27 protein-coding genes and 2 tRNA genes are annotated in these 26,011 nt (G+C 67.2%); 16 read left to right on the top strand and 13 right to left on the bottom strand.

Going from position 1 to position 26,011, the window contains the following annotated elements; translation table 11 throughout:
- From AC1RRV_RS10415 to AC1RRV_RS10405, 3 genes are all read right to left on the bottom strand, one after another.
- Positions 1-414 carry a MarR family winged helix-turn-helix transcriptional regulator gene (locus tag AC1RRV_RS10415; protein WP_492859546.1) on the bottom strand — a complete coding sequence of 138 codons (414 nt, stop codon included), beginning with the start codon at positions 412-414 and terminating at the stop codon, positions 1-3.
- A gap of 4 nt (positions 415-418) precedes the next feature.
- Positions 419-676, bottom strand: coding sequence for a hypothetical protein (locus tag AC1RRV_RS10410; protein WP_492859545.1), 258 nt, complete (start codon positions 674-676; stop codon positions 419-421).
- 120 nt (positions 677-796) lie between these two features.
- A complete protein-coding gene (locus AC1RRV_RS10405; protein WP_492859544.1) occupies positions 797-3,796 on the bottom strand; it encodes a TonB-dependent receptor domain-containing protein in 3,000 nt (999 codons plus the stop codon).
- 357 nt (positions 3,797-4,153) lie between these two features.
- Between AC1RRV_RS10405 and AC1RRV_RS10400 the strand changes: the two genes are divergently transcribed.
- Positions 4,154-4,489: a DUF2322 family protein gene (locus AC1RRV_RS10400; RefSeq protein WP_492859543.1), complete on the top strand. Its 336-nt coding sequence runs from the start codon at positions 4,154-4,156 to the stop codon at positions 4,487-4,489.
- Between the two features lie 75 nt (positions 4,490-4,564).
- Here AC1RRV_RS10400 and AC1RRV_RS10395 read toward each other — a convergent pair whose 3' ends face one another.
- The 3 genes from AC1RRV_RS10395 to AC1RRV_RS10385 all read right to left on the bottom strand — a co-directional run bounded on the left by AC1RRV_RS10395 (position 4,565) and on the right by AC1RRV_RS10385 (position 6,489).
- Complete coding sequence (locus AC1RRV_RS10395) at positions 4,565-5,182, bottom strand: cytochrome P460 family protein (protein ID WP_492859542.1); 618 nt, start codon at positions 5,180-5,182, stop codon at positions 4,565-4,567.
- Between the two features lie 157 nt (positions 5,183-5,339).
- Positions 5,340-5,792: an EthD family reductase gene (locus AC1RRV_RS10390; protein ID WP_492859541.1), complete on the bottom strand. Its 453-nt coding sequence runs from the start codon at positions 5,790-5,792 to the stop codon at positions 5,340-5,342.
- Between the two features lie 85 nt (positions 5,793-5,877).
- Positions 5,878-6,489, bottom strand: coding sequence for a hypothetical protein (locus AC1RRV_RS10385; RefSeq protein ID WP_492859540.1), 612 nt, complete (start codon positions 6,487-6,489; stop codon positions 5,878-5,880).
- A 343-nt stretch (positions 6,490-6,832) separates the two neighbouring features.
- Here AC1RRV_RS10385 and dusA point away from each other — a divergent pair, with 343 nt between their 5' ends.
- Complete coding sequence (gene dusA / locus AC1RRV_RS10380; protein ID WP_492859539.1) at positions 6,833-7,849, top strand: tRNA dihydrouridine(20/20a) synthase DusA; 1,017 nt, start codon at positions 6,833-6,835, stop codon at positions 7,847-7,849.
- 16 nt (positions 7,850-7,865) lie between these two features.
- On the opposite strand, the gene AC1RRV_RS10375 is transcribed toward dusA, so the two are convergent.
- Positions 7,866-8,381, bottom strand: a complete 516-nt coding sequence (locus tag AC1RRV_RS10375) for a TIGR02281 family clan AA aspartic protease (protein WP_492859538.1) — start codon at positions 8,379-8,381, stop codon at positions 7,866-7,868.
- Between the two features lie 280 nt (positions 8,382-8,661).
- On the opposite strand from AC1RRV_RS10375, the gene AC1RRV_RS10370 reads away from it, so the two are divergent.
- A complete protein-coding gene (locus AC1RRV_RS10370) occupies positions 8,662-8,988 on the top strand; it encodes a hypothetical protein (RefSeq protein WP_492859537.1) in 327 nt (108 codons plus the stop codon).
- Positions 8,989-8,995: 7 nt separating this feature from the next.
- Here AC1RRV_RS10370 and AC1RRV_RS10365 read toward each other — a convergent pair whose 3' ends face one another.
- Positions 8,996-9,214, bottom strand: coding sequence for a DUF1289 domain-containing protein (locus AC1RRV_RS10365; RefSeq protein ID WP_492859536.1), 219 nt, complete (start codon positions 9,212-9,214; stop codon positions 8,996-8,998).
- An 84-nt stretch (positions 9,215-9,298) separates the two neighbouring features.
- Between AC1RRV_RS10365 and AC1RRV_RS10360 the strand changes: the two genes are divergently transcribed.
- The 4 genes from AC1RRV_RS10360 to AC1RRV_RS10345 all read left to right on the top strand — a co-directional run bounded on the left by AC1RRV_RS10360 (position 9,299) and on the right by AC1RRV_RS10345 (position 13,275).
- Positions 9,299-9,661, top strand: coding sequence for a hypothetical protein (locus tag AC1RRV_RS10360; RefSeq protein WP_492859535.1), 363 nt, complete (start codon positions 9,299-9,301; stop codon positions 9,659-9,661).
- 67 nt (positions 9,662-9,728) lie between these two features.
- Positions 9,729-10,610, top strand: coding sequence for a nicotinate-nucleotide--dimethylbenzimidazole phosphoribosyltransferase (locus tag AC1RRV_RS10355; RefSeq protein WP_492859534.1), 882 nt, complete (start codon positions 9,729-9,731; stop codon positions 10,608-10,610).
- 208 nt (positions 10,611-10,818) lie between these two features.
- On the top strand, positions 10,819-12,033 hold the full coding sequence (locus AC1RRV_RS10350; RefSeq protein ID WP_492859533.1) for an acyl-CoA dehydrogenase family protein: 1,215 nt from the start codon (positions 10,819-10,821) through the stop codon (positions 12,031-12,033).
- Between the two features lie 102 nt (positions 12,034-12,135).
- Positions 12,136-13,275 carry an acyl-CoA dehydrogenase family protein gene (locus AC1RRV_RS10345; RefSeq protein ID WP_492859532.1) on the top strand — a complete coding sequence of 380 codons (1,140 nt, stop codon included), beginning with the start codon at positions 12,136-12,138 and terminating at the stop codon, positions 13,273-13,275.
- 92 nt (positions 13,276-13,367) lie between these two features.
- On the opposite strand, the gene AC1RRV_RS10340 is transcribed toward AC1RRV_RS10345, so the two are convergent.
- Positions 13,368-13,694, bottom strand: coding sequence for a DUF8200 family protein (locus tag AC1RRV_RS10340; RefSeq protein ID WP_492859531.1), 327 nt, complete (start codon positions 13,692-13,694; stop codon positions 13,368-13,370).
- A gap of 103 nt (positions 13,695-13,797) precedes the next feature.
- Positions 13,798-14,406, bottom strand: coding sequence for an LOG family protein (locus tag AC1RRV_RS10335; RefSeq protein ID WP_492859530.1), 609 nt, complete (start codon positions 14,404-14,406; stop codon positions 13,798-13,800).
- A 71-nt stretch (positions 14,407-14,477) separates the two neighbouring features.
- Between AC1RRV_RS10335 and AC1RRV_RS10330 the strand changes: the two genes are divergently transcribed.
- From AC1RRV_RS10330 to AC1RRV_RS10320, 3 genes are all read left to right on the top strand, one after another.
- Positions 14,478-15,284, top strand: coding sequence for a hypothetical protein (locus AC1RRV_RS10330; protein ID WP_492859529.1), 807 nt, complete (start codon positions 14,478-14,480; stop codon positions 15,282-15,284).
- A complete protein-coding gene (locus AC1RRV_RS10325; RefSeq protein WP_492859528.1) occupies positions 15,215-17,143 on the top strand; it encodes an ABCB family ABC transporter ATP-binding protein/permease in 1,929 nt (642 codons plus the stop codon). Before AC1RRV_RS10330 ends, AC1RRV_RS10325 begins: the two co-directional genes overlap by 70 nt.
- A 63-nt stretch (positions 17,144-17,206) precedes the next feature.
- Positions 17,207-17,644 (top strand): VOC family protein, encoded by a 438-nt coding sequence (locus AC1RRV_RS10320; protein WP_492859527.1) that lies wholly within the window; start codon positions 17,207-17,209, stop codon positions 17,642-17,644.
- A gap of 9 nt (positions 17,645-17,653) precedes the next feature.
- Here AC1RRV_RS10320 and AC1RRV_RS10315 read toward each other — a convergent pair whose 3' ends face one another.
- Positions 17,654-18,055, bottom strand: coding sequence for a hypothetical protein (locus AC1RRV_RS10315; RefSeq protein ID WP_492859526.1), 402 nt, complete (start codon positions 18,053-18,055; stop codon positions 17,654-17,656).
- Positions 18,056-18,236: 181 nt separating this feature from the next.
- Between AC1RRV_RS10315 and AC1RRV_RS10310 the strand changes: the two genes are divergently transcribed.
- The 3 genes from AC1RRV_RS10310 (at position 18,237) to AC1RRV_RS10300 (ending at position 19,580) form a co-directional block, all read left to right on the top strand.
- Positions 18,237-18,941: a glutathione S-transferase N-terminal domain-containing protein gene (locus tag AC1RRV_RS10310; RefSeq protein WP_492859525.1), complete on the top strand. Its 705-nt coding sequence runs from the start codon at positions 18,237-18,239 to the stop codon at positions 18,939-18,941.
- A 220-nt stretch (positions 18,942-19,161) separates the two neighbouring features.
- Positions 19,162-19,236, top strand: a tRNA-Asn gene (locus tag AC1RRV_RS10305).
- Between the two features lie 269 nt (positions 19,237-19,505).
- Positions 19,506-19,580, top strand: a tRNA-Asn gene (locus tag AC1RRV_RS10300).
- A 26-nt stretch (positions 19,581-19,606) separates the two neighbouring features.
- On the opposite strand, the gene AC1RRV_RS10295 is transcribed toward AC1RRV_RS10300, so the two are convergent.
- Positions 19,607-21,769 carry an amylo-alpha-1,6-glucosidase gene (locus AC1RRV_RS10295; RefSeq protein ID WP_492859524.1) on the bottom strand — a complete coding sequence of 721 codons (2,163 nt, stop codon included), beginning with the start codon at positions 21,767-21,769 and terminating at the stop codon, positions 19,607-19,609.
- A 16-nt stretch (positions 21,770-21,785) separates the two neighbouring features.
- Positions 21,786-22,859 (bottom strand): glycosyltransferase family 4 protein, encoded by a 1,074-nt coding sequence (locus AC1RRV_RS10290; protein ID WP_492859523.1) that lies wholly within the window; start codon positions 22,857-22,859, stop codon positions 21,786-21,788.
- A 249-nt stretch (positions 22,860-23,108) separates the two neighbouring features.
- Here AC1RRV_RS10290 and AC1RRV_RS10285 point away from each other — a divergent pair, with 249 nt between their 5' ends.
- The 3 genes from AC1RRV_RS10285 to popZ all read left to right on the top strand — a co-directional run bounded on the left by AC1RRV_RS10285 (position 23,109) and on the right by popZ (position 25,923).
- Complete coding sequence (locus AC1RRV_RS10285) at positions 23,109-23,681, top strand: protein-L-isoaspartate O-methyltransferase family protein (protein WP_492859522.1); 573 nt, start codon at positions 23,109-23,111, stop codon at positions 23,679-23,681.
- Positions 23,682-23,805: 124 nt separating this feature from the next.
- Positions 23,806-25,254, top strand: coding sequence for a TolC family outer membrane protein (locus AC1RRV_RS10280; protein ID WP_492859685.1), 1,449 nt, complete (start codon positions 23,806-23,808; stop codon positions 25,252-25,254).
- Positions 25,255-25,398: 144 nt separating this feature from the next.
- On the top strand, positions 25,399-25,923 hold the full coding sequence (gene popZ / locus AC1RRV_RS10275) for a pole-organizing protein PopZ (protein WP_492859521.1): 525 nt from the start codon (positions 25,399-25,401) through the stop codon (positions 25,921-25,923).
- The last annotated feature ends 88 nt before the right edge of the window (positions 25,924-26,011 follow it).

The raw sequence follows: 26,011 nt of genomic DNA, 5'->3' as shown, positions 1-26,011 counted from the left end.
TCATCGACGACCCGCGCTCGCCATCCGGTCAGCACGGGATGCGCTCCGCGTGGTCTCCCCGGAGGGGATCACCCTGGGATCGGCGATCAGCTGGTCGAACCGGCGGCACAGCAATCTCCCAGCCTCCGAGAGCTCGACCGTCACCAGGCGGCGGTCTTCACCCACGCGCCCGAGCCGAACCAACCCAAGGCTGGGCGGCAAGCTGTGGGGGATGTCCGGCCCCGCCAGCGCCCTGACCGTGCGTGAGGCGGTGGCCAGCGTCACGCCGCAAAGCTCCGCCAGCTCACTGGTGCTGAGGCCAGGGTTCTCGGCGATGTAGAGCAAGGCTCGAAACGCGCCCATCGAGAGGCCGGGATAGGCGCGGTGCAGCAGCTCAAGCACCGAGAGAACCGTGTTGAGGCGGCGTTCCGGCATGGGCTCAGACCTCGATGTAGCCGGCCACCGCCCCCGTCGCGCGGCGCCCGCGCGCGCGTTGCGGCTCCGGCGCGACGTCTGGCGGACGCGAATGGGTCAGGCCCATGCCGGCCTGCGGATAGTGGATCCGGACGGCCTCCAGAAAGCGCTCGAGCCGCCGTTGATGGTCCGCGGCGTCGTTGTGGTCGGCGCAGCTGATATCGATGGTGATCTGAAGGCGCAGTTTCATGGCCAGGACGGCCTTGTTCTCATCGGCGGCCATGAGGATCTCCAGACCGGCGCGCCTGATTGGGCTCGGAGATGGGCGCATCATCGATCGCGGCGGCGAGCCATGGAGGGCCGCCTCTGTTCAGAAGCGGCCCTCACTGGCATCAGGGGACGGCTAGTACTCGAAGCGCACGCCAACCTTGAACGTACGACCGATCAGGCCGGCGAAGTGCCAGGTCGTCAGGAAGTTCGGGGCCGAAGCATAGGCGCCCGGCGCGATCGGGGCGCGCTTGTCGAACACGTTGCCGACGTTGGCGTAGAGCGTGAGGCCATCGCGCAACTTCGCCGTTCCGTTCATGTCGACATTGATGAACTTCTTGATGTAGCAGAACTTCTCGCCCATCACCGTGTTGCCGGTATTGTACTGGTTGCCGGTGGCGCAGGTGACGTCGGTGCGCTGGTCGGCCGCGACCGACTTGATCTTGCCGACATAGTAGGCCGTGGCCGACAGGGTGTACTTGTCGCCGAAGGCCAGGGTGTTCTGCCAGTTGCCACGCCAGTCCGCCGTACCGTTGCCCGACGACAGGTCGTTGGGGCCCAGGGTGCCGGCGTACTTCTGCACGCCCGACGGGGTGTGCAGGTCGTACTTGATCACGTGGGTGACTTCCAAGCGGCTTGTCCACTTGATCTCGTCGGTGACCGGGATCTTGGCCGTGGCCGAGAAGTCCACGCCCGCGGTGGTCGCGTAGTCGGCGTTCACGTACGGGACGTTGATGATCAGGACGCGCGGCTGAGCCGCCGGGAACAGCGGATCGGGGCCGTCGACAGCGTTGCACGAGTAGCCTTGACCCACGGCCGCCACGGCGGCGCAGCCGGCGTCCTGGGTGCCGGCGGCGAAGTAGGCCGCGACGGCCTTGCCGATGTCTGGACCCGAAACGATCAGGTCGGACTTCTTCACGTTGTAGTAGTCGAGCGTGAAGCTGAGCATGCGGGTCGGCTCATAGATCGTGCCGAGCGTGAAGCTGCGCGACTTTTCCGGCTTCAGGTTCGGGTTGCCGGCCACGCCGCGACCCAGGTTGTAGGTCTGAGCGTATGGGTTGCCCGAACCCGCGCCACCATGGGCGTTCTGGAACGGGACCGGCGGGACCGTGCTCACGAAGCCCGCATACTGCGAACGCGGGCCCGATTCAGCGAAGGTCGGCGCGCGGAAGCCCTTGGAGTAGGTGCCGCGGAAGGCCAGTTGCTTGATCGGGGTGAACTTCGCGCCGAACTTCGGCGAGAAGTGGCTGAAGCCTTCCGAGTAGTCGTCGTAGCGACCCGACACGTTCAGTTCGAGCGTATCCATGACCGGGGCGGCGATTTCGAAGAAGGCGGCCTTGACGGTGTGCTTGCCGAAGGCCGAGGCGGTCGTCAGGGTCCAGGTGTCCAGACGGGCGTTCTGGTTGTTGTTCTCCAGGACTTCCTTGCGGGCCTGGACGCCCACGGCGATCTGCGCGTCGCCGCCCGGCAGGGCGAACAGACGGTGCGTGATCGAGGCGTCGATCGCCATCAGCGACGAGTGCGACGGCGTGATCTTTTCCGGCGACACGTAGTCACGAATGGCCTGGGTGTTCTTGGACGGATCGACAAAGTTGTAGGCGCCGGTGTTGATGGCGTTCAGCGTGTTGGCGACGTTCAGGAAGCCGTACTGCTGTAGTCTCAGGTTGTCGCGTGCGCCGACGGCCTCGACACGCCAGTTCCAGTCGTCGCCGAACGAGCCGTTGAAGCCGACCGTGCCACGGATGACTTCGTTGTCGCGGTCGCTGCCACCCGGGATGTCGCCGAACAGGTAGTAGATGCGCGCCGCGCCGTTCGCCGGATCGGCGGCGAAGGCGGCGGCGTACGGGTTGTTGGGGTTCAGCTTGCGCGTCGGATCGGTGGCGCAGTTCACGCCGGCCGCGCAGACATAGACGGGCAGGACGATGCCGGGAACCAGCGAGGACAGCATCGGCGAGCCGCCGAAGGGTTGGCCCGCCCGCAGACCCTGTGGCAGACCCTTGATGCTGACATAGCTCTTCGAATAGCTGCCGGTGGCGTAGCCTTCGACATTGTCGCTCAGGCGGAAGCTCAAGCGACCGTTGAAGGCGTAGCGCTTCTGGTACGGCTGGATCTGGCGGTAGCTGTCGGTCAGGTCCCACTTACAGCCGGTGCCCTGGGCGCCGCCCGTGGTCACCGTATAGGTGCCGTTGGCGCAGTTCAGGTTCAGCGACTGGTATTGCGAGGTCAGGGGCGCGCCGAGCATGCCCGAGAGCGGATTGTTCAGGTCGGCCTGACGGACGCGGGTCACGACGGCGTTCGGCGTCTGGGTCGTCAGAGCGGAGTCGGCGGTATTGAGGTCCGCGCCGCCGATCGAGCTCAGGTCCTGGGTGTTGTAGGGGAAGCCGCGGCTGTGATTGCTGATGCGGTCGTCCGTTTGGTACTCGGCGTTGACATAGACGTTCCAGCCGGTGGCGGCGTAGTCGCCGAAGCCCAGGGTGATGTCCGCGCGGCGGTGCTCCGCGTCGCCGCGATCGCTTTCGCCGGCTTCCGCGCTGCCCCTGATGCCGACGAACTGCTTCCTCAGCTTCAGGTTCACAACGCCGCCGATGGCGTCGGCGCCGTATGACGACGACGCGCCGTCCTTCAGGACTTCGATGCGGTCGATCAGGCTGAACGGGATCGAGTTCAGGTCGACATAGGCGTTGTGACCGTCGTCATTGATCGGGAAGTTGGTCGAGCGCAGGCCGTCGACCAGAACCAGGGTCGAGGAGACCCCCAGGCCACGCAGCGAGACGGCCGATCCGCCGGCCGAGAAGCCGCTCTGGAAGCCCGTGCCGATCGAGCCGGCCCCGTCGGCCGAGATCGAGCGGATGGCGTCCGTGGCGGTGCTGATGCCGGCGTGCTGCAGGTTTTCCGCCGTCAGCACGGTGACCGGCGACGGGGTTTCGGTGTCGGTGCGGCGGAACAGCGAACCGGTGACGACAATTTCCTCAACCTGCGTCTGGTCGGCGGCGGGGGCCTGAGCCTGGGCTTGGGCATGGGCGACGCTCGCCGTCCCCGCGACGGTCAGCGCCAGGCCAGACAGCAGGGTGGAGGTCAGCAGCCGCTGGCGGCCGGCTGGCCGCGACCCACCGAGCCCTGTGAGTTCAATGCGCATTCTTCAGTTCCCGAAACTATTCGAGCGCCGACATCGACGCCCCCTGGGTCTGAAGAGGAAGCAACGTTCTCATGTGGTCAATTACAGTGGGGGTGTAAGTCACAATTTGTGTAGAACGGTGTTTTGCAAAGCACAGTATATTTGAATTGCATGTGTGTAATTGTAGATATGATTGCGGGCATGCACCTGTGTTTCTGTCGATGTATTGGGTGAGGGCTAGGGGGTTGGCGTGGCCAGGCTGCGAAATCGGCCGCAAATTTAGGGCGGGCGGGCAGGGCCGTCGTACGCCTCATAGCGAGCGTCCGCGGAGGGTGTTACAGGCCCGCGCAGCAAATTTGGAACACGAGAAAGCTGGCGATGATTCAACCGGGCGCGACGTTCAAGGACAATCTTCAGCAATTGCCGACCGTCGACGGCGTGCAGCGCATCGACCTCGTCGATCCCGAAGGCGCTGTGGTCGCCAGCATCGAAAATCAACCGGGCAAGCAAGGGTCGCTCGCCGTCTATCAATATCTGAAGCAGGTTTTCGGCGCTCTGGATGCGAAGGCGGCCGAACATGGTCTGGATGTGTTTGCCGAGCACACGGCGGACGCGCGAAATCGCCCAGGCGCGCATCCGAATGTCGACCGCCTAATTGCCATCGCCGGCGGTGGCGCCCCGCTGAGCATGGAAATCGTCGCCGACGGCCACTGAGGTCGCCGCGACGCGCCCTGGATCATCTACTTGGAGACACGTCTCAGGGACGGCGCCGGGTGCGATGGCGAAAAGTCACCGAGGGGGCTCGGGCGCGCGCGGGGCCATTCCAGGGTAGTGCTGGGCGAAGGTGCCCTGAACGGCGCCGCTCGACCGGTGACAGGCCGCGCAGGCGTTGCCCGCCGGGAGGGGCTTGGCGGAAGCGACGCCCGGAGCGAACATGTAGAAGCGCCGTCCATCGGGATGCTGGCCATCGAGAATTTCAAGGGCGACTAGGCGCTCGACGTGCTGGGCGTAGAGGGCGCGGTCGCCGTTCTTGGCGGGGGTCTGGGAGCCGCTACGCTCAAGGCCATAGAAGGTCGCGGCGAAGGTCGCGCCATCGGGAAACTGGCCGTCGGATCGAAAGCGATCGTACGCCTCCGGTCGCACCTGGATGTGGCGCATCTCGTCGGGTCGCTCCAGGCCGTCGGCGCTCAGGCGCAGCGTGGTTCCCAGGGTGACCCATCGGTAGAGGTCCGTTGGCCGGGCCAGCGCCCCGTCGGCCGCGGAGACGGGCTGTCCGCGCCGCTCAGGCTCGGCGACCATGGCCCCGGCGGACGTTTGGCCGCTCGCCGGAAGGTTAGTCGCCGCGGCCAACGTTCCGATGGCCATCGCGCAAATGCCGATGCGCAGAAGATATGAAGCTCGGTCCATGATCGTGGGCTCGTCTCAGGGCGACAAGCCTCGCAGGTCGGGGGCGCGCGGCCCTGCTCGCAACGGTTATGCGACCAGGGTGTCGCTGGTTGCGCTGAATATCCGCCATCCCATGGTTTGGGCCACGCGCGCGTCGCGTTGCAGGCGCGGGGAGGCCTTAGAGCGGCCTGCCGAACATGATCGTCGGCTTGATGTCGGTGAACTTGGCCACATCGGTCCGAAGCTCGGCCATCTCGGGCTTGGCGAGGGCGGTCTCCAGGGCTTCGGGGGACGCGAACTCGAAGTGGGCGATCATCGCGAACGGCGCCATCGTCGCGCCTCTCGGCACGCCCTCGATCAGCGTGACCTTGTCGGCTCTCATCACGCGCATCACCATGGGGATGTGGGTGGACCGGTAGTAGTTGGTGTCGAACCGCGCGCCGTCGTGGTTCGGGTAGATCACGTTGAAGCTGGCGCTGGACCTTGGCTCCGCCGCCCTGGTCGATCCGGATGCGGCGGCCAGTGTCACGCCGACACCCGCCACCGCGGCCAATCCCAAATCGCGCCTGTTCAACATCGTGGCGATCTTCCTCTCGAGCGCCCAAGCAAAACGCTCGGCGACCGCGATCACGCGAGCCCGTCTCGCCTGCCGGGGCCATACACTCAGGCCGAGCCCGCCCTCAGTCAACGCGTCCAGAGATACCGACCATTCAGCGTCACGGGCTCGCCAGGCCGCGCCCCTCGAATGGGTCCACCGGCTGGATCGTGCCGCTTTCCTCGTCGTAGGCCAGGAGGACCACTCCGGCCAAAGGCCGTGCGCCAGCCAGAATCTCCAGGTCCTCCGGATCCAAGGCGTCGCCGTGATAGGCCTGGGCGAAGGTCAAATAGGCGCTCAAGGCGGCATCGAGCCCCTCCGACGAAAGAGCCGTCGGGATCAGCATCTTGAAGCGGCTGTCGGCGTCACGCTCGATCCAGACCGTGAAAGCGGGCGTGTATCGGTCCGCGAACGTGATCGGCCCCTGGGGCGATACGCGTCGGGCCGGCAACGCCATCAGGCGGTGGCCAAGCTGCCGCAGCGCCGCGTCGAGGACCCTGGCGTGGGCGCTGCCAAGTTCCTTCAGCAACCCGTCGAAATAGGCCTTGGTCAGGAAGAGCCCGACGCCGGTGAAGACCAGCAGCGCCATCGAGGCCGAGGCTCGCTGGGTCATCCGCGCCTCGCGCCTCATCTCCAACCCCTCGCAGGCGATCGCGCGTTCGAAGGTCTCCAGGATGTCGAGCGGCACGGGCCCTTCGTGGGTCAGGATCAGGTGTGGTGTCGGCGAGTCCATGTGACCTCCCGACGCTCAGACATAGGGCAAAACTGGGCCAGACGAAGGCGCGGCGGGGATGGCGAGCGTCCGCTCGCTGGCAGGCAGCCGATGGCGACAATAGCCCGGTCGAACTGGGGCGCGACAGCCCGACCGCTTTGGCGTCTTCACTGTGAAGGCCTGGCTGGTATATCGGCCTCTACCGCGAATGGCGGCCCGTCATTTGCCCGATGGGAGTTTTGGATAGACCCCAAGCGTGTGGGTCTAGTGGTCAGTGAAGAGTCGTAGGGCGGCGAAAAGTGTCGTGCTAAGGCGGGTGAAGGGCGAGCACGGACGCGTTTCGGAATTTTGATCCAGTCGAAAAATGAAGAAATTTCAACCACATAGATTGTCCGTCGCGCCGATGATGGACTGGACGGACCGGCATTGCCGGTCGCTGCACCGTGTCCTGTCGACCGAGGCGCTGCTCTATACCGAGATGGTGACCAGCGGGGCGGTGGTGCATGGCGACCGCGAGAAGCTGCTGAGCTACGACCCGGTGCAGCATCCGGTGGCGCTGCAACTGGGCGGGTCGGACGCGGCCGAGCTGGCCCAGGCCGCGCGGATCGGCGAGGACTACGGCTATGACGAGATCAATCTGAACGTCGGCTGCCCCTCGGACCGGGTGCAGAGCGGCAGGTTCGGGGCGTGCCTGATGCGCGAGCCCGACCTCGTCGCCGAGTGCATGGCCGCCATCAAGAACGCGGTGAAGGTTCCCGCCACGGTGAAATGCCGGATCGGCGTGGATGACCAGGATCCTGAAGAGAGCCTGTTCGACCTGGTCGACCGTTGCGCGGCGGCGGGGATCGACAGCTTCGTCGTCCACGCCCGAAAGGCCTGGCTGAAGGGCCTGTCGCCGAAGGAGAACCGAGACATCCCGCCGCTGGACTATGAACTGGTCTACAGGCTCAAGCGCGAGCGTCCGAACCTGATCATCGCCATCAACGGCGGCGTGCCCAGCGTCGACGCGGCGCTGGCGCATCTGGCTCAAGGCGTCGACGGGGTGATGCTGGGCCGCGCGGCCTATCACGAGGCCGGCCTGCTCGGGGAAGTCGATCGCCGGGTTTTCGGCCTGGACGTGTCGGACGTCGACAGCTTCAAGGCCGTCGAGCGCTATCGGCCATATCTGGCGCGGGAACTGGCGGCCGGAACGCATCTGGCGGCCATGAGCCGGCACATGCTGGGCCTGTTCCATGGCCTGCCGGGCGCGCGGGCCTGGCGGCGCATCCTGACGGTCGAGGGCGTCAAGCCGGGGGCGGGCCTGGATGTGGTGGATCGCGCACTGGACGCCGTGCGTCTGGCGCTGGCCTCGCGCGAGGAGCGGGCCGTCCCGGCGGCATAGAGCCGCCAGGTCGAAATCAGGGGTGCAGGATCAGCGAGTTCGGGGTGGCCTCGAACCGCGACAGGCGGCCCAGATAGCTCATGCCCAGCAGCGAGTTCTCGAGGCCCTTCTCGATGACCAGGGCGTCGACGTCGCGGACCTTGGCGCCGGCGATGGAGACGCTGGCCAGATGCACCGAGGCGGCGCGGGTGCGCCCGTCGGCGGTGATGACGTTGTAGTCGTAGGTCAGCTTGCTGGTGTCGATGCCCAGGCGCTGGGCGTCGGCCATGCTGAGCGAGACGGCGGTGGCGCCGGTGTCGACCAGGAAGCGGACGGCATGGCCATCGACGGCGGCCTGAGCCCAGAAGTGCCCGTCACGGTCCTTGGTGATCTGAGCCGCGCTGCCTTCGCCGCCGAGCGTGGCGGACGCGGCGGTCGGCGCGCGGAGTTCCGGGCGGCGCAGGTCGTCGAGCGAGACGACGGCCTTGGCCGCGCCTACGGCAGACAGGGCGCCGACGAAGGCGATCGCTGCAAACCTCAACATAGAAGACACCTCGCCATACCGGCTTTCAGACCGCTTCTGCGGCCGTTGTCTAAATCACTAGCAGGCAGGCGTTTTCAAGGCGTGAATCAGGCAAGCGATTTTCACACCATGGTTACCAATATCATAACAAGTATCTTAGTGTACTGAACGGCGTTCATATTACATCGTTTTAATGTCTTATATTACATCGCTGTAATGCTTTTCATGTCTTCGAATTAACTTCGAGAACCTTTGTGGCGGCGTTATCTCTAGCGAAGACAATAAAGTGGCTTATCGAGGGAAAAACGCCATGAAAACGCTGATCATCGCGACGGTCGCCGCCGCTTCGCTCGCCAGCGCGGCTAACGCTGGTCCGGTTACCAACCTGCAGTTCCTCGAGGCGGCGCGCTGCCGTGGCCTGGCGGGGTCCGAGAACCTCGGCAAGCTGGACACCGCGTCGTTGGACGCCTTCCTGCGCACCGAAGGCAGCTCCCGCGACCTGGCCGTCCGCACGTCGGCCAAGAACAAGATCGAGGCCGCCCGCAAGGAGGCTGACTCCGCCGACGGCGAGAAGAAGAGCAAGCTGTTGGCCGAACGTGACGGCAGCTGCGGCGCCTATATGGGCGGCGCGAAGTAAGGCTGTTTCAGGCTCGCGTGGCCGCCATCAGGGCGACCACCGGGTCGGGACGATCGGGGAGGGCGGCCATGATGGTCTCGCGCTCCTCGTCGCTCAGGCGGGCCCAGCCGGCGATCTCCGGCAGGGTCCGGCGGCAGCCCAGGCAGTAACCCGACACGCCGTCGACCGCGCAGACCTTCACGCAAGGCGTGGCGATAGGGCGGGGCGGTTTAGCGTCAGTACTCATCGTTTCAAGCATCTCCGTTCCGCCGTCGGCGCGCAAGCGCCGGGGGATCGAGCGGTCGTGTCCCAAAATCTGGAGGGATATTCCATGCGCAAGTTCGTCCTCTCGACCGTCGCGGTCGCGGTCGCGGTTCTGGCCTCGGCCGCCGCGCCCGCCTTCGCCGCCGGCGCCAGCGATCGCTGGACCGACGGCCAATATCTGCAAGCCAACCGCTGCCTGGCCCTGGCGAAGTCGTCCGCCCTGGGCGAACTGCCGGCAGGCGACCTGGCCGCCCAGATCAAGTCGCAAGGCTTCGGCCGCGGCAGCTCAATCACCGACCGCGGCGTCTCGCTGCAGGCCGAAGCCGCTCGCCAAGGCAAGACCAAGGACGAGGAGCGGAAGGCCAAGCTGCTCGCCGAGCGTGATGGCGTCTGCAAGACTTTCCTGTCGACGCAGGTCGCGGCCTCCTAGCGATCCCTGGTCGGCCCGATCGGTTCTGGGGTTGCTTTGGGCGCGGAGCGGTTTAAGTCCGCGCCCCATGACCGCTTCACCGTTCGCCGACATTCGCCAGCTCGCCGCCTCGCCCCCCGCGCCTGGGCCATCTCCGGCGCTGGAGCAGGGCGGGCGCCTGGCCGAGATCGCCGGCTGGCTGACCGCCTGGAGCGGGAAGAATCCGCCGGCCGTCAATCGACCGGTCGTCGCCCTCTATGCCGGCGCGCGTCAGGGCGTGGGCCCGCGTGGCTACGCCCGGGGCCGCCTGGAGGCCATCGCCTCGGGCGGCGCCACGGTTTCGCGCCTGGCCGGCGTGCAGGGCGCGGGGCTAGAGGCCTTCGACCTCGCCATCGACCGCCCGTCGCCCGATTTCATCGACAAGCCGTCGATGAGCGAGAAGGAGGCGGCCGCCACCATGGCCTTCGGCATGGAGGCTCTGGCCAAGCAGCCCGACTTGCTGATCCCCGGCGTCATCGTCGCCGAGGCCGCCCGCACCGCCGCCGCCGTCTGCCTGGCCCTGTTCGGCGGCGAAGCTTCCGATTGGAGCGATGATCCGCAACCCGTCGCCGCCGCCGTCGCGCGCGCCAAGGCCGAGGGCATGGGCGAGGATCCGCTCGAAATTCTCCGCCAACTGGGCGGGCGTGAGACCGCCGCCGTTGTCGGCGCGATCCTGGCCGCCCGAGTCCAGAAGATCCCGGTGCTGCTGGACGGCTACGCCGCCTGCGCCGCCGCCGCCGTCGTCCGCGCCATCGAGCCGAGCGCCATCGACCACTGCCTGGCAGCTCATGTCAGCCCGGCCAAGGGCCATGCGCGCCTGCTTGAAATCCTCGACAAGCGCCCGCTTCTGGCGCTCGATACCCTGGACGAGGAAGGGGTCGGCGGCGCCTCGGCCCTGGCCCTCGTCAAACTGGCCTGCGAGGTCCGGTAGGCCTGCCTTGATCGACCCGGAACGGGGCGAGCGGGGCAGGCGGGATCTCCGGGAAATCGCGCGTTTCCTGGAGCGTAAGTGAACGCGGATCATATTCGCTTCCGTTGACGCTAACGTCATCTTTCCAAACGCTCGTTCGACATCTATCGTGGCGCCCGAAACGCAATAACGGCCTCCCTCAGAGAGGCCGGCTAAACGGGAGTCCGCCATGAATCTCGACTTCTCGCCCGAGGACCTCGCCTTCCGCGACGAGGTCCGCGCCTTCATCGCCGAGAACTATCCGGCGGGCCTGCGGGAGAAGCAGGAGGAGGGCGAGGAGATGGCCAAGGAAGACTTCCTCTCTTGGCACCGCACCCTGGCCAAGAAGGGCTGGGTCGCCCCCGCCTGGCCGGAGAAGTACGGCGGTCCGGGCTGGACCTCGGTGCAGCGCTACATCTGGTCGGAAGAGACCGCCCGCGCCGACTGCGTGCCGATCCTGCCGTTCGGCATCAACATGGTCGGCCCGGTGATCTACACGTTCGGCACGCCCGAACAGAAGGAGCGCTTCCTGCCGCCGACCCTGTCGGGCGACATCTGGTGGAGCCAGGGCTACAGCGAGCCGGGCGCGGGGTCGGACCTGGCCAGCCTGAAGACCAAGGCCGAGCGCTTCACCGGCGACGACGGCAAGGAATACTACCTGGTCAACGGCCAGAAGACCTGGACCACCCTGGCCCAGCACGGCGACTGGATCTTCTGCCTGGTCCGCACCGACGCGACCGCCAAGATCCAGGAAGGCATCTCGTTCCTGCTGATCGACATGAAGTCGCCGGGCGTGACGGTGCGTCCGATCATCACCCTGGGCGGCGAGCACGAGGTCAACGAGGTCTGGCTCGAGAACGTCAAGGTGCCGGTCGAGAACCGCATCTTCGACGAAAACAAGGGCTGGACCTGCGCCAAGTTCCTGCTGGCCCACGAGCGCAGCGGCATCGCCGGCGTGGCGCGCTCCAAGCGCGGCATCGAACGCATCCGTCAGATCGCCGCGGTCGAGCTGTCGGACGACGGCGACGCCCTGATCAAGGACCCAATGTTCAAGCGCAAGGTCGCCGAGCTGGAGATCGACCTGACGGCGCTGGAATATACCGAGCTGCGCACCCTGGCGGGCGAAGCGGCCGGTCGTGGTCCCGGTCCGGAGTCCAGCGTGCTGAAGATCAAGGGCACCGAGATCCAGCAGCGGATCACCGAACTGGTCCTCGAGGCCGCCGGCCACTATGGCGCGCCGTATTTCCGGGGCTTCCCGAAGGACGGCGACAACGCCCATCCGATCGGCCCGGACTTCGCCCATCGCGCGGCGCCGAGCTATTTCAACGTCCGCAAGACGTCGATCTACGGCGGCTCCAACGAGATCCAGCGCAACATCATCGCCAAGATGGTGCTCGGGCTCTAGCGCACGCGACCCAGCCGGGCCGCCGGTCGGCCCGGGCTCCGCCTCTCATGATTTCAACGACCCGGCATGAAGGCCGGGCGATAGAAGAACGGAAACCCAGGGATGGATTTCAACTTCACCGAAGAGCAGTCGATGGTCCGCGACACGGTCGCGAGCTTCCTGCAGGACAAGTACGACTTCGAGACCCGCCGCAAGATCGTCAATTCCGACAGCGGCTGGCGCGCCGACTACTGGAAGGCCTTCGCCGAGGAGCTGGGCATCCTAGGCGCCCCGTTCAGCGAGGCGCTGGGCGGCCTGGGCGGCGGCCCGATCGACAACATGATCATCATGGAAGAGTTCGGTAAGGCGCTGGTCATCGAGCCCTATCTGGGCACGGTCGTGATCGGCGGCGGCTTCATGAAGCACTCGGGCTATGCGGGCGCGGCCTCGGTGATCGAGGGCATCGTCGGCGGCACGACCACGGTCGCCTTCGCCTATGCCGAGCCGCAGGGACGCTACACCTGGCAGGACCTGAAGACGACCGCCAAGAAGGACGGCTCGGGCTGGGTCCTGAACGGCCACAAGGCCGTGGTGGTCGGCGCGCCGTTCGCCTCACACCTTATCGTCACGGCCCGCACCGGCGGCGCCCAACGCGACGCCGGTGGCGTCGGGGTGTTCCTGATCGACAAGAGCCTGCCGGGCGTCGTCACCCGCGACTACCCGACCGTCGACGGCAACCGCGCCTCGGAAGTCTATTTCGAGAACGTCTCGGTCCCGGCCGACGCCCTGATCTCCGAGGACGGCCTGGGTCTGGTCAACCAGGTGATCGACGAGGCCACCGTGGCCGTCGGCGCCGAGGCCGTCGGCGTGCTGCGCAAGTTGCACGAGGGCACGCTGGACTACGCCAAGCAGCGCAAGCAGTTCGGGACCTCGATCGCCAACTTCCAGGTGCTGCAACACCGGATGGTCGACATGTTCATCGAGGTCGAGCAGTCGGTGTCGATGACCTACATGGCCACCATCAAGGTCGACGAAAGCGCCGCCGAGCGCGCCAAGGCCGCCTCGGCGATGAAGGTGCGCGTGGGGCGGGCTTGCAAGTTCGTGGGCCAGAACGCCATCCAGATCCACGGCGGCATGGGCATGACCGACGAGCTGGCCATCGGCCACTACTTCAAGCGCGCCAGCCTGATCGAGGGCCTGTTCGGCTCGGTCGATCACCACCTGAAGCGCTACGAATCCCTGTCGTTCGACGCGGCCGCCTAAGCGCCGCCAAGACGGCTGGGCCAAGCGGCCCCAAAAAAGAAGGCCTCCGCCGGCACGCCGACGGAGGCCTTTGCCTGTGTGCTCTACGGGGGTCAGCTCTTGGGCTTGGCCGCCGTGTTGCATTCGACGATCGCGGCGTCGTCCAGCGGTTCGCCACGGTAGTTGAAGGCGGTCAGCTCGCCGAGTTGGCCAGCCAGCTTGCGGCAGGCGCGGGCCATGGGCAGGGCTCGGACCTTCGTGGCGGTGCAGACATCGGCCTTGCAGCGCCAGACCGAACCGTCCTGGATGAAGTGGTCCGTCGAGACGGGGCTCTTCAGTTTCAGCCAGGCGCCTTCGGTGTCGGCGGCGAAGGCGGGACCGGCCAGAAGGCCAGCCATCAGGGCGCAGGCCATCAGGCCCGCGTGAGCAGCGGTACGCATTTCCTTGGTCTCCTATCCCCGCGCCGGATGGGAGTTCCGGCGCATGAGTCGCACGGCCTTGCATGCCGGCGAGCTCAAACGGATAGTGCGTCCTTTTTGAAAACTAAGTCAACCGCCGAAGGCTGTCCGGCGCGCCCGACTGGTAGATTTCTTCGTCCCAGGCCAGGAGGGCGGGGGTGACGTCCTCGGCCTTCTCGACCGCGCGCCAGGCGTTGGCCAGGCTAGGCGGGGTCAGGCGCGCGTCGATCGTGTGGCGGATGAGATCGAACAGCGGATCCCAGAAGCCGCCGGGGTTATGGAACACAATCGGCTTCTGGTGAAGATCTAAACGGCGCCAAGATAGCAGTTCGACGATTTCCTCGAGGGTGCCGATGCCGCCCGGCAGGACGACGAAGGCGTCCGCCCGTTCGAACATCATCATCTTCCGCTCGTGCATGTTGTCGACGATGACGGTCTCGACGTCGTCGAACGGCTGCTCGCGGCCACGCAGGAAGCTCGGGATGATTCCCAGCACCTGGCCGCCGGCCGAATGCGCGCCGCGCGCGGTGGCGCCCATCAGGCCGACGCCGCCGCCGCCATAGATCAGCTTCAGCCCGGCCTCGGCGAAGCTCTCGCCGATCCGAAAGGCGTCGGTGATGTAGCTGGGCTGGGCGTCGTCGGACGATCCGCAATAGACGCAGACGGACCCCAGGCGGCTAGACACGTCGGGCATCGTCGTCCACTCCAAACACGACGAAGGCGCGCGGTCTCGCGCGCCTTCGATCCATCCCTATCTGAGGCTACATGATCAGGATTCGTTCCCGGGCTTTCAAGTCGCAGATCCTCGTGACCGGGTTGGCCGCTTCCTTGCTGACCGCCTGCGACCCCGCCCAGTCCGTCGCGCCCAAGGCGGCCAACAAGATCGACAGCGCCGAGGCCGGCTATGTGGCGCCGCCGACGCTTGAGGGCGCGCGCCGCACGGGCGGTGGTATCGCGCTATCGGGCGACGGCGCGGCCAATGCCGACGTCCGCCTGGGCTCGCCCACCGGCGAGGTGGTCATGGGCCAGGTGGACCCGCAGGGCAAATGGAGCCTGACCGTTCCGGACGAGCCCGGAGTCCGGCTGTTTGGCCTGTCGACCATCAATGAAGGACGGACCGTCCAGGCCGAGGGCTATGTGATGGTGGCCGAAGGGGGCGAGGTCGCCCTGCTGCGGGCTGGCACGGGTGCGCGCCGCGTGGCCACGGGCTCGTCGTCGCCTCGCATCCTGAGCGTGGATCTGGATCGCGCGGGCGGGGCCGTGATTTCGGGCGTCGCCGCGCCGGGCGCGGGGCTGAACGTGCGCGTCGACCGCGTCACCCGGGGCGGCGGGCGCACGAACGACGCGGGCCGTTTCTCCATCGCCCTAAACGATCCCCTGTCCCCCGGGGGCCATGACGTCCAGGTGGCGGGCGACGGCGGCGAGAATGCGGTGTCGATCGTCACTTCGCCGCCCGCGCGCCTGGTTGATGGACCGGTTCGCGCCGGCCGCACGCCGCAGGGATGGCGGATCGATTGGATGACGCCCGGCGGCGGCGTCCAGACCACCCTACTGATCGGCGGGTCTCGATGAGAGGCATGGGCGGCCCGCCCGCCGCCGGCCATACCGCGACGCCCGGCGCGATCGCCAAGGCCGACCAGCCGGTGCGGTTCTGGCGGGCCATGGGCGACCTCGTTCAACTGGTCCTGAGGTCCGGGGCGCCAGGCCTGCGTTGGCGCGTGACCGTGGCGCTGCTGCTGACCCTGAGCGGCAAGGCGCTGGGCGTGCTGGCGCCGCTGATGCTGGGCAAGGCGGTCAACCAGCTGTCGGCGGGGCAGGGGGCGGCGGCGGCCGTCACCTGGGCGTTCGCGGGCCTGGCGGTCGGCTGGGCGCTGATCCGCTTCATTTCCGCCGCGGCCCCCCAGGCGCGTGACACCATCTTCACCCCGGTCGCCCAGGCGGCCCAGACCCGCGCGGCGGTCGAGACTTTTTCTCACGCCCTGTCGCTGTCGATCGATTTCCACCAGACCAAGCGCACCGGCTCGCTGTCGCGGACGATCGATCGCGGCGCGCGGTCGATGGACTTCCTGCTGCGCAGCCTGGTCTTCAACCTGGCGCCGACCGGGGTCGAGCTGGTCATGGCCGCCGTGGTGCTGGCCAAGGCCTATGACTGGCGGTTCGCGGCCGTCGCCCTGGCGACGGTGGCGGTCTACGGCTACCTGACCTTCGCCATCTCCGACTGGAGGATCGGCCACCGCCGGGCCCTGAACGAGGCCGACGCCGAAGCCGCGGGCAGGGCGGTCGACGCGCTCCTGAACTACGAGACGGTCAAGTCGTTCGGCGCCGAGGACCGCGCGGTCGGAGGCTATGGTCGGGCGCTGGAGCTCTATGGCGCGGCGCAGATCAAGGCGACGAACTCGCTCAACCTGCTGAACCTGATCCAGTCGGCGGTGATGAGTCTGGGCCTGGGCGCCATGGCCGTGCTGGCCGGGGCCGAGGCGGCCGCCGGCAAGATCGGACCCGGCGATGTCACCGCCGCCGTACTGATCCTGATCAATCTCTATGCCCCGCTGAACATCCTGGGCTTCGCCTATCGCGAGATCCGCCAGTCGCTGATCGACATGGAGTCGATGCTGGAGCTGCGCCGCCAGGCTCCGGACGTCGCGGACGCGCCTGACGCGCGCGATCTGCCGCCGTGCATGGACCAGCGCGGCGGGGCCGTGACCTTCGAGGCGGTCTCGTTCCGCCATGGCGCGCGATCGGAGGGGCTGGCGGAGGTTTCCCTGGCCATCGCGCCCGGAACCACCGTGGCCATCGTCGGACCGTCGGGCGCGGGCAAGACCACACTGGTGCGCCTGGCCTTGCGGATGATCGATCCGCAAGCAGGGCGCGTGACCCTGGATGGCCAGGACCTGCGCGACCTGAAGCAGGTGTCCCTGCGCCGGGCCGTGGCCCTGGTCCCGCAGGACGTCGCGCTGTTCAACGACACCCTGGCGGCCAACATCGCCTTCGCGCGCCCCGAGGCCAGCGAAGCCGAGGTCTGGGCGGCGGCCGAGGCGGCGGAACTGGGCGATTTCATCCGCAACCTGCCGGAGGGCATGGGCACCAAGGTCGGCGAGCGCGGGCTCAAGCTCTCCGGCGGCGAACGCCAGCGGGTCGGTATCGCACGGGCGCTGCTGGCCGAGCCGCGCGTCCTGATCCTCGATGAGGCGACCAGCGCCCTGGACAGTCGCACCGAGGCGGCGATCCAGGCGACCCTGCGCAAGGCGCGAGCGGGGCGCACGACCCTGGTCGTCGCCCACCGCCTCTCGACCATCGCCGACGCCGACGAGATCGTGGTGCTGCGCCGGGGCAAGGTGGTCGAGCGCGGTCGCCACGAGGTCTTGCTGGAAGCGGGCGGCGAGTACGCGGCCCTGTGGCGCCGCCAGACCCGGGAGCGCGAACCGGTTTAGTGGATTTCGCGCGCCTGGACCGGGGTCTATATCGGGCGCGACGTTTCGAGAGGGAGCTTCGTCTTGCGCTACCAGCACAGCATGGTCCGCGTCCGTGATCTGGACGCTTCGCTGCGGTTCTATTGCGATGGCCTGGGGCTCCAGGAAATGTATCGCATGGACAACGAGAAAGGGCGCTTCACCCTGGTGTTCCTGGCCGCGCCGGACGACGTCGATCTGGCCAAGGACCGTCGCGGCCCTATGGTCGAGCTGACCCACAACTGGGACGACGAGGACTATGGCGGCGCCCGCAACTTCGGTCACCTGGCCTATCGCGTCGACAATATCTATGAGACCTGCCAGCGTCTGATGGACATGGGCGTGACGATCAACCGCCCGCCACGCGACGGCCACATGGCCTTCGTGCGCTCGCCGGACGGCATTTCGATCGAGCTGCTGCAGGAAGGCGATCTGCCGCCGGCCGAGCCGTGGAGCTCGATGCCGAACACCGGCGCCTGGTAGGCCGCGCGGCTAGGCGCTGGCCGGCCGGGGGCGGGCCAGCTCCTCCAGCCGGCGACGCGGCGCTTCGGCTATCCCGGCCCACAGAATGCGGGCCAGTTGGAGGCGGTAGGCGGTGGCGTAGCCGGTGATGAACATCGACGCCACGCCGTCGTTCATGGCGCGCGCCATGTCCTTGCGCGCCAGGATCGCCTTGCGGTCGACCGGCGCTTCGGTGTCGGAGGCGGCCACGCGCTTGTCGACCTCGATCGCGGCCTGGACGGCCAGGTTCACCAGGGCGGGCAGTTGGCTGATGTCGCCGCGGACCTTGGCCAGGACTTCAGCCTTGACGCCGCTGGTGGGCGCCAGTTCGAAATCCAGGGCCGCCATCACGCGCTCCAGCGTTGTCGGCCAATGATCGTCGGCGGTGGTCATGGCGTAGTTCTAGCCCCCCCGGGCGTCTTGTCAGCTCTCCCGGATAGCGATGTTCGCACGCCGGTCAAATCCCACCGCTCATCAGGTCCTCGTTTTGGGGGCTCGGCCGACCTGGAAAAGCGGCCGGCGGCTCTCCAAATGCGAGCCAGCTTAATGCGAGCGTTAGAACGAGGTTCCCTGCATGTCGGATCTGTCCGCCTTCCCGATCACCCAGCGCTGGCCGGCCCAGCATCCCGATCGCATCCAGCTCTACTCGCTGCCGACGCCCAACGGCGTGAAGGTCTCGATCATGCTGGAAGAGACGGGGCTGCCCTACGAGCCGCATACGATCGACATCGGCAAGGACGAGACCTGGGGGCCGGAGTTCCTGTCGCTGAACCCGAACGGCAAGATCCCGGCGATCATTGATCCCAACGGACCGGGCGGAAAGCCGCTGGGCCTGTTCGAGTCGGGCGCGATCCTGGTCTATCTGGCCGACAAGAGCGGCCAGCTGATGCCCACCGATCCGGCCGCGCGCTACGAGACCCTGCAGTGGGTGTTCTTCCAGATGGCCGCCATCGGTCCGATCTTCGGCCAGGTCGGCTTCTTCCATAAGTTCGCGGGGCGGGAGTACGAGGACAAGCGCCCGCTCCAGCGCTACGCCACGGAATCCAAGCGCCTGCTGGGCGTGCTGGAAGGGCGCCTCGCCGAGCGGGCATGGATCATGGGCGACGACTACACCATCGCCGACATCGCCAGCCTGGGCTGGGTGCGCAATCTGGTCGGCTTCTATGGCGCGGGCGATCTGGTCGACTACGGCGCGCTGAAGCACGTGCCACGCTGGCTGGAGGCGGGCTTGGCCCGTCCGGCCGTCCAGCGGGCGCTGGATATTCCCAAGCGGCCGTAGGGCTGGGGCTTCACACCTGCGACCTTTTGGCCGGGGCGTCGGAAATTAAGGCCTGATTAACCATAAATCACTGATTTTGAGGGTGTCTTCTTTGAAGGCGCCCCACCATCACTGACTTTCAACAGCCCGGCCGCAAGCCGGGCTGATTTTTTGAAATTCGGTGCTTGCATCGGTGCGGCGAGGCAGCTATCACCCGGCCTCTTCCTGAGAGGCCACCTGTTCCGCGGTAGCTCAGTGGTAGAGCAGCCGGCTGTTAACCGGCTGGTCGTAGGTTCGAATCCTACCCGCGGAGCCACTCACCTTACAGACTTGCGAACAACGGCCTGCGGGCCTGGCAAGTCTCCGAGGTTCGAGACAGCTTCCAAGATTTCCACAGGACTTGAACTTGACCGTGCCGGCGTCGACGCGGGTTCGGGTCAAGCTATTGGCGCGGGCTCACGTCTCTCGCGCGGCGCCCCCGTTCGCCGGTCAGGAGCCTGTGGGCGGATCGTCGGTGGCGCGCGGTCGCGCTTGCATCGACTCGACTCGGCGGCTATCACGCGGCCTCTCTTGAGAGCGACCTGTTCCGCGGTAGCTCAGTGGTAGAGCAGCCGGCTGTTAACCGGCTGGTCGTAGGTTCGAATCCTACCCGCGGAGCCACTCTCTCCCTTCCTCGATCCCCAGTCTCAATCCCACGACGGCTTGGACCGTATCGTCAGCGGCACGCCGCCGTCGGCATGGACCGAAACCCGGTCGCCCTGGCGCTCGAAGGTGAGATCGACCGACTCGTTCCCCACCCGTAGCCGCTCGACGCGCAGGCGATCGATGCCGATCGGCAGGCGTGGATCCACCAGCACGATCTCGCCGCGATTGGCGTCCACGGTGATCCCGAGGCAGGCCTGCATCATCATGAAGACCGATCCGGCCGCCCAGGCTTGCGGCAGGCAAGCGACGGGATAGGCCACCGGCGGCTCGCCGCGCGACCGGGGAAAGCCGCAGAACAGTTCGGGCAGGCGCATGCCCATCCGGCTGGCGGTCTCGAACAGGTCCGCCGTCAACCTCACGACGCCGTCGCGCTCGCCGTAGCGCGAGAGGCCCATGACGCACAGGGCCGTGTCGTGGGGCCAGACCGAGCCGTTGTGGTAGCTGATCGGATTGAACCGCGCCTCGCTGGTGGCCAGGGTCCGCACGCCCCAACCTGAGTTGAAGCAGGCCGACAGAAGCTCGTCGGTCACCTTGCGGGCGCGCTCGGGCGAGGGGAGGCCGCAGAACAGCAGGTGGCCCGGGTTCGAGGACAGCACCCGGCACAGCTGACCCTGGCCATCGACGGCGATGCCGTAGAAGTTCCGGTCTTCCATCCAGAAGAGCTTCTCGACCTTTTCGCGCAGGGTATCGGCCTTCCCGCGCCAGATGGCGGCCTTGTCGACCTCGCCGCGACGCTCCGCCAGTCGAGCCATGCCGCGATAGGCGGCGAAGGCGTAGCCCTGCACCTCGACCAGGGCGATCGGCCCGGAGGGATAGCGGCCGTCGGTGTGGAACACCGAGTCCTCGCTGTCCTTCCAGCCCTGGTTGGACAGACCGCTGTCCTGGCCGCGGGCGTAGTCGATCAGGCCGTCGCCATCGCTGTCGCCATCGTGTTCGATCCAGTGCATGGCCTGTTCGAGCGCCGGCCACAGCTCGTCGATCAGCTTGTCGTCGCCCGTGCGCTCCTGGTAGGCGCCGGCCAGGGCCACGAACAGCGGCGTGGTGTCGACCCCGCCGTAGTAGCGGCCGAACGGCACCTCGCCGAGCGCCGGCATCTCGCCCTTGCGGGTTTCGTGCATGATCTTGCCGGGCGCGCTGTCGCGGAAGCTGGAGCGCTCGTGAGCCTGATGGGCGGCCAGGTAGCGCAGCACGCCCTTGGCCAGGGACGGCTCGAACCACAGGATCTGCCAGGCGGTGATGATCGCGTCGCGGCCGAAGGCCGTCGAGAACCAGGGGATGCCGGCATAGGGGTAGGGGCCGGTCTCCATCTTGGTGGTCAGCAGGGCGAGATCCGAGCGCGACTTGCCCAGCCATTCGTTGAACAGGCGACCGGAGGTGTTCAGCCGCGCCCCGTGCCGGCGGCGAGCGCGCATGTCCCACCGGGCCCGCGCCGCGGCGTCGCGAAAGCGCTCGCGGCTGGGCGCGTGACCGTTGACGACGCCGATCTCGATATAGAGCTCGGTCTCGCCCTCGGCCTGCAGGGTGAACATGAAGTCGGCCTTGTGCGGGGCCAACCGGAAGGGCGCGTCGGAGAACGAGATGAACGACGACCGTTCGACCCCGTCCAGGCCGATATAGCTGTAGGCGACCCGGCGACCGTCGACATACGGCGGGCCCTTGATCCCGCGACGGGCCCGAGGCGTGCCCCGCACCTCGAACATGTCGCGGAAGTCGGCGTCGAACTCGATCGACATCGGCAGCATCACGACGTCCCGGCTGTAATTGACGCAGCGGATTCGTTCGAACAGCCGCTCACCCCACAGGAAGCGCTTGCGCTCGATGTGCAGCACGCCGGGCGGCCCCATCGGCCCGCCGGGGTAGGGCAGGGCCTGGTTGGTGCTGTTGCAGGTGAAGAAGACGTTGTCGTGCGCCACGGCCGCCGAGAGCAGCGATGGCGCGCGGCCACCGAGGGTCAGCCGATAGAGCGACAGGATGCGGGTGTCGTTGTGGAACAGCCCGTCGCCCTGGCCGGCGATGTCGCCGAACTCGTCGGCGACGATGAAGGTGTCCTTGTCTTTCAGGGCGTAGAGATTCTGCGGCGCGCGGACCTCGGCCGTCACGCCGTAGTCGACCGGTGCGTCCAGCGCCGGTGCGAGATTCTCCATAGCCCCTCCTTTTAAGTCATGCGCTTGCCGCGAGATCGACCAAGGACGGGTAGACGGCCGCGCCGTCGCAAAGCCGCTGATAGAGCGCGACATAGCGCCGGGCCATCGCCTCGGACGAGAACCGTTCTTCGAAACGCCTGCGGACCCGGTTTCGATCCAGCGAGGCAGCCTTAATGATCGCCTCGGCCGCCTGATCGTCATTGTCGACGATGAAGCCGGTCAGGCCCGGCTCGACCACCTCGGGCACCGACCCGCAGCGATAGGCCACCACGGGGGTCCCGCAGGCCATGGCCTCGATCATCACCAGGCCGAACGGCTCGGGCCAGTCGATGGGAAAGAGCAGGGCGTCGGCCCCACCCAGGAACGCCGACTTCTCGTGGTCGCCGATCTCGCCGACGAACTCGATCAGCGGGTCGTTCCGCATCATCGGTTCGATCTCGTCCTCGAAATAGGCCAGGTCGGCGCTGTCGACCTTGGCGGCGATCTTCAGACGCTTGCCCAGGCGCTTGGCCAGCATGATCGCCCGGTCCGGCCGTTTCTCGGGCGAGATGCGGCCCAGGAACGCCAGATAGCCGTCGCTCTTCTCCGTGGGGTGATAGAGGTCGGCATTCATGCCGTGATGGACGGTGCCGGCCCAGTTGGCGAAGGGCAGGGGCCGGCGCTGGTCGTCGCTGATCGAGACCAGCGGGAACTGCGGCCAGCGCTTGTAGACCGCGGGCAGGTCCTTCAGGTCCAGGCGGCCGTGCAGGGTCGTGATCGTACGGTTGGCCTGGTCGGCGAAGAACGGAAACTGCACCATGTCGGTGTGGAAGTGGATGATATCGAATGTATCGGCCAGGGCTCTGACTTCGGCGATCTGGGCCAGGTGGGCGGCCAGGTCCGACTTCAGCGGCGCGGGGTCCAGGCGGATGGCCTGATCACGGGTGGCGATCAACCGGGCCTTGGTCTCGGCGTCGGCGCTGGCGAACAGGGTGACATCGTGACCGAGGTCGACGAGGGCGTCGGTGAGATGCGCGACAACCCGCTCGGTGCCGCCGTACAGGCGCGGCGGAACGGCCTCGTAGAGGGGGGTAACCTGGGCGATCTTCATGAAACGGGACCTTGGGCGGGGGAACTAAAAAACGCGGCGCGGGTCCGCCAAACATCAGTACCGTGCGGGACAATTTGTTCCGCCGATCGCCATTTGCGGCCGCAAATGCTTGTTGGGCGTCGACTTTCCGACGGTTCTTCTCCGCCGGCCGCGATCTGAATCGCCAGATCGCGGCTTGGGATCGCATTGCCTTCCGACGAGCGGGGGACCTATAAGCCTGCTCGAAAGTCCAGTCCTTCGAGGGATTCCATGAGCACCGACTTCGCCGCCGCGCGGCTGAACATGGTCGAGAGCCAAATTCGCACCGCAGACGTCACCGATCTGCCGTTGCAGGACGCGCTGCGCGTGGTGGCGCGCGAGAGCGTCGTGCCGGCCTCGAAGGCCTATCTGGCCTATGCCGACGCCGACATCGAATATGCGCCGGGCCGCTGGCTGCTGCGTCCGCGCGAAGTGGGCAAGCTGCTCCAGACCTTGAAGCCTCGTGAAGGTGAAAGAGCCCTGGCCATCGCCGCGCCGTACGCGGCCGCCGTGATGGAGAAGATGGGCCTGGTCGTCACCCGCCTTGAGGGCGACGACCTGAAGGCCGTTCCGGCTGGCGCGTACGACGTGATCATCTGCGAAGGCGCCGTGGCGCTGGCCCCCAAGGTCTGGCAGGACGCCCTGGCCGCCGGCGGTCGTCTGGGCGTGGTCGAGCGCACGGGTCCCGTGGGCCGCGCCGCGATTTATCTGCGCGCCGACGAAGGCGTTGGCCGTCGTCAGGCCTTCGATGCGTCGCCGCCGATGCTGGCTGGTTTCGAGGTCGAGGCGGGTTTCAGTTTCTAGGCGACCGACGGGCGAGCATCACCGCAACGTCTGCGTGAAAAAAGCTTAACTGGCCACGTCTGGCGGTCCGACTTACACGCGATCATATTGTGGCAGGCGCGAGCTTCGCGTGATTGGGGATAGAATCTTGATGTCGAACCGTCGACGGGCCGGATTGCTGGCCGCAGCTTGCAGCGCGGGCCTGATGGCCGGCGTGTTTTCCGCCGCCCACGCAGAGACCCTGGCCGACGCGATCGCCCTGGCCTATCAAACCAATCCGACGCTGCAGCAGCAGCGCGCCAGCGCCCGCATCACCGATGAGGGCGTGGTCCAGGCTCGCACGGGCTTCCGTCCAACCGTCAGCGGCGCGGCCGACATCACCGGCTCTGACACCAACCCGTCCGGCGCCGGCGCCGACGTGAAGCTCTCGGGCAGCAGCGCCTCGGTCTCGATCAGCCAGCCGCTCTATACCGGCGGTCGCGCCAGCGCCAACCTCTCGGCTGCCGAGGCCGACGTGCTGTCGGCCCGCGAAGGCCTGCGCTCGGTCGAGCAGAATGTGCTGGTCGGTGTCGTCCAGGCCTATGTCGACGTTCGCCGCGACCAAGAACGCCTGCGCATCGCCAAGGAAAACGTCGCGGTCCTGCAGCGCCAGCTGGACGAATCCAACGCCCGCTTCGACGTGGGTGAGATCACCCGCACCGACGTCGCCCAATCGCAGGCGCGCCTCGCCGCCGCCAAGGCCGGTCTCTCGTCCGCCCAGGCCCAACTGGAAGTCAGCCGCGCCGGCTACGCCGCGATCGTCGGCCAGACGCCGGGCGAACTGGCGCCGGAGCCGACCCTGGCCACCCTGCTGCCGGCCTCGGTCGACCGGGCCTTCGAGGCCGCTCAGACGACCAATCCGGGCGTGGCCTCGGCCAAGTACAATGAAGAAGCCGCCGCCGCTCGCGTGGCCGTGGCCAAGGCTGGCTACCGTCCGACCGTCTCGGCGCGCGCCTCGCTGGGCTACGCCGCCGACCGTCGGTCGGGCGTCGGCAGCCAGTTCGGCGACTATGACCGCAGCCTGTCCGGCGCGATCACCGCCTCGGTGCCGATCTTCACCGGCGGCCTGACGACCTCCCAGGTCCGCGCCGCTTCCGAGCGCGAGAACGCCGCCCGCGGCGCCACCGAGAGCGCCAAGCGCACCGCGATCCAGCAGGTCTCGAACGCCTGGAGCAATCTCCTAGCCTCGCGCGCCGGCCTGATCTCGAACGAGGAACAGGTCCGGGCCACCCGCATCGCCTTCGAAGGCGTGCGTCAGGAGCAGCAGGTCGGCCTGCGCACCACGCTGGACGTGCTGAACGCCCAGCTCGAACTGTCGAACGCCGAACTGGCCCTGGTTTCGGCCCGTCGCGACGAATACTTGGCCAGCGCCGTCGTGCTGCAGGCGATGGGCCAACTGGACGTCAACAAGCTGTCGTCGACCACGACCGCCTACGATCCCAAGGCCTCCTACAACCGCGTGACCCATGCCGTCGGTTGGGTGCCGTGGGAGCCGGTGATCGAAGCGATCGACAAGGTCGGGGCGCCGTCGACGAGGCCGGCTCAACAGCCCTAAGGCGGCTCGAAGTCGCCTTCCGCCGCGTCGATTCCGCCCAGACGGTAGACTTGCGCTTGCTTAAGCCGCGCAAGTCTGCACCATCGCGACGAAGCGCGCCCCAAAGCGCGCAAGGATTCGTACCTCTTTCCGACGGCCTCGCACATGTCCGATTCTCAAGAACCTACGATGGAGGAGATCCTCGCCTCCATCCGGCGCATCATCTCGGAGGATGACGCGCCGGCGGAGCCTGCGGCGGAGGCGGCTGCGCCCGAGCCCGAGCCGGAGCCCGAGGCTTTCGAGGACGATGTCCTCGACTTGACCGATCCGATCGCGCCCGAGCCCGAGCTGGAACCCGAGCTGCCGCCGCTGGAAAGCGTCGGCGACATCGACGTCTATTCGCCGGCGCCCGAACCGGAGCCGGCCTATACGCCGCCGTCGCCGGTCTTCGACCGCGACGAGGTCGCTGACCAGCTGGTCGGCAACCACGCCTCGACCCTGGCGGCCAGCGCCTTCGGCAGCCTGAGCTCGGCTCTGCTGATGCCCAAGGACGCGCGCACCCTGGAAGACGTCGTACGCGAACTGCTGCGCCCGCTGCTCAAGGAGTGGCTGGACCAGAACCTGCCGCGCATCGTCGAGACCAAGGTCGAGGAAGAAGTGCACCGGATCGCCCGCGGTCGCGGCGTCTAAGGCTTCCTTCAGACCCGAAAATCAAGGCGGTCGCTGCGGCGGCCGCCTTTTTCGTTGCGAATTACTCCAGAAAACCAAGGCCCGACGG

The organism is Caulobacter sp. GW821-FHT11E10 (assembly GCF_058808375.1).
This window is presented reverse-complemented; position numbering and strand designations above follow the sequence as displayed.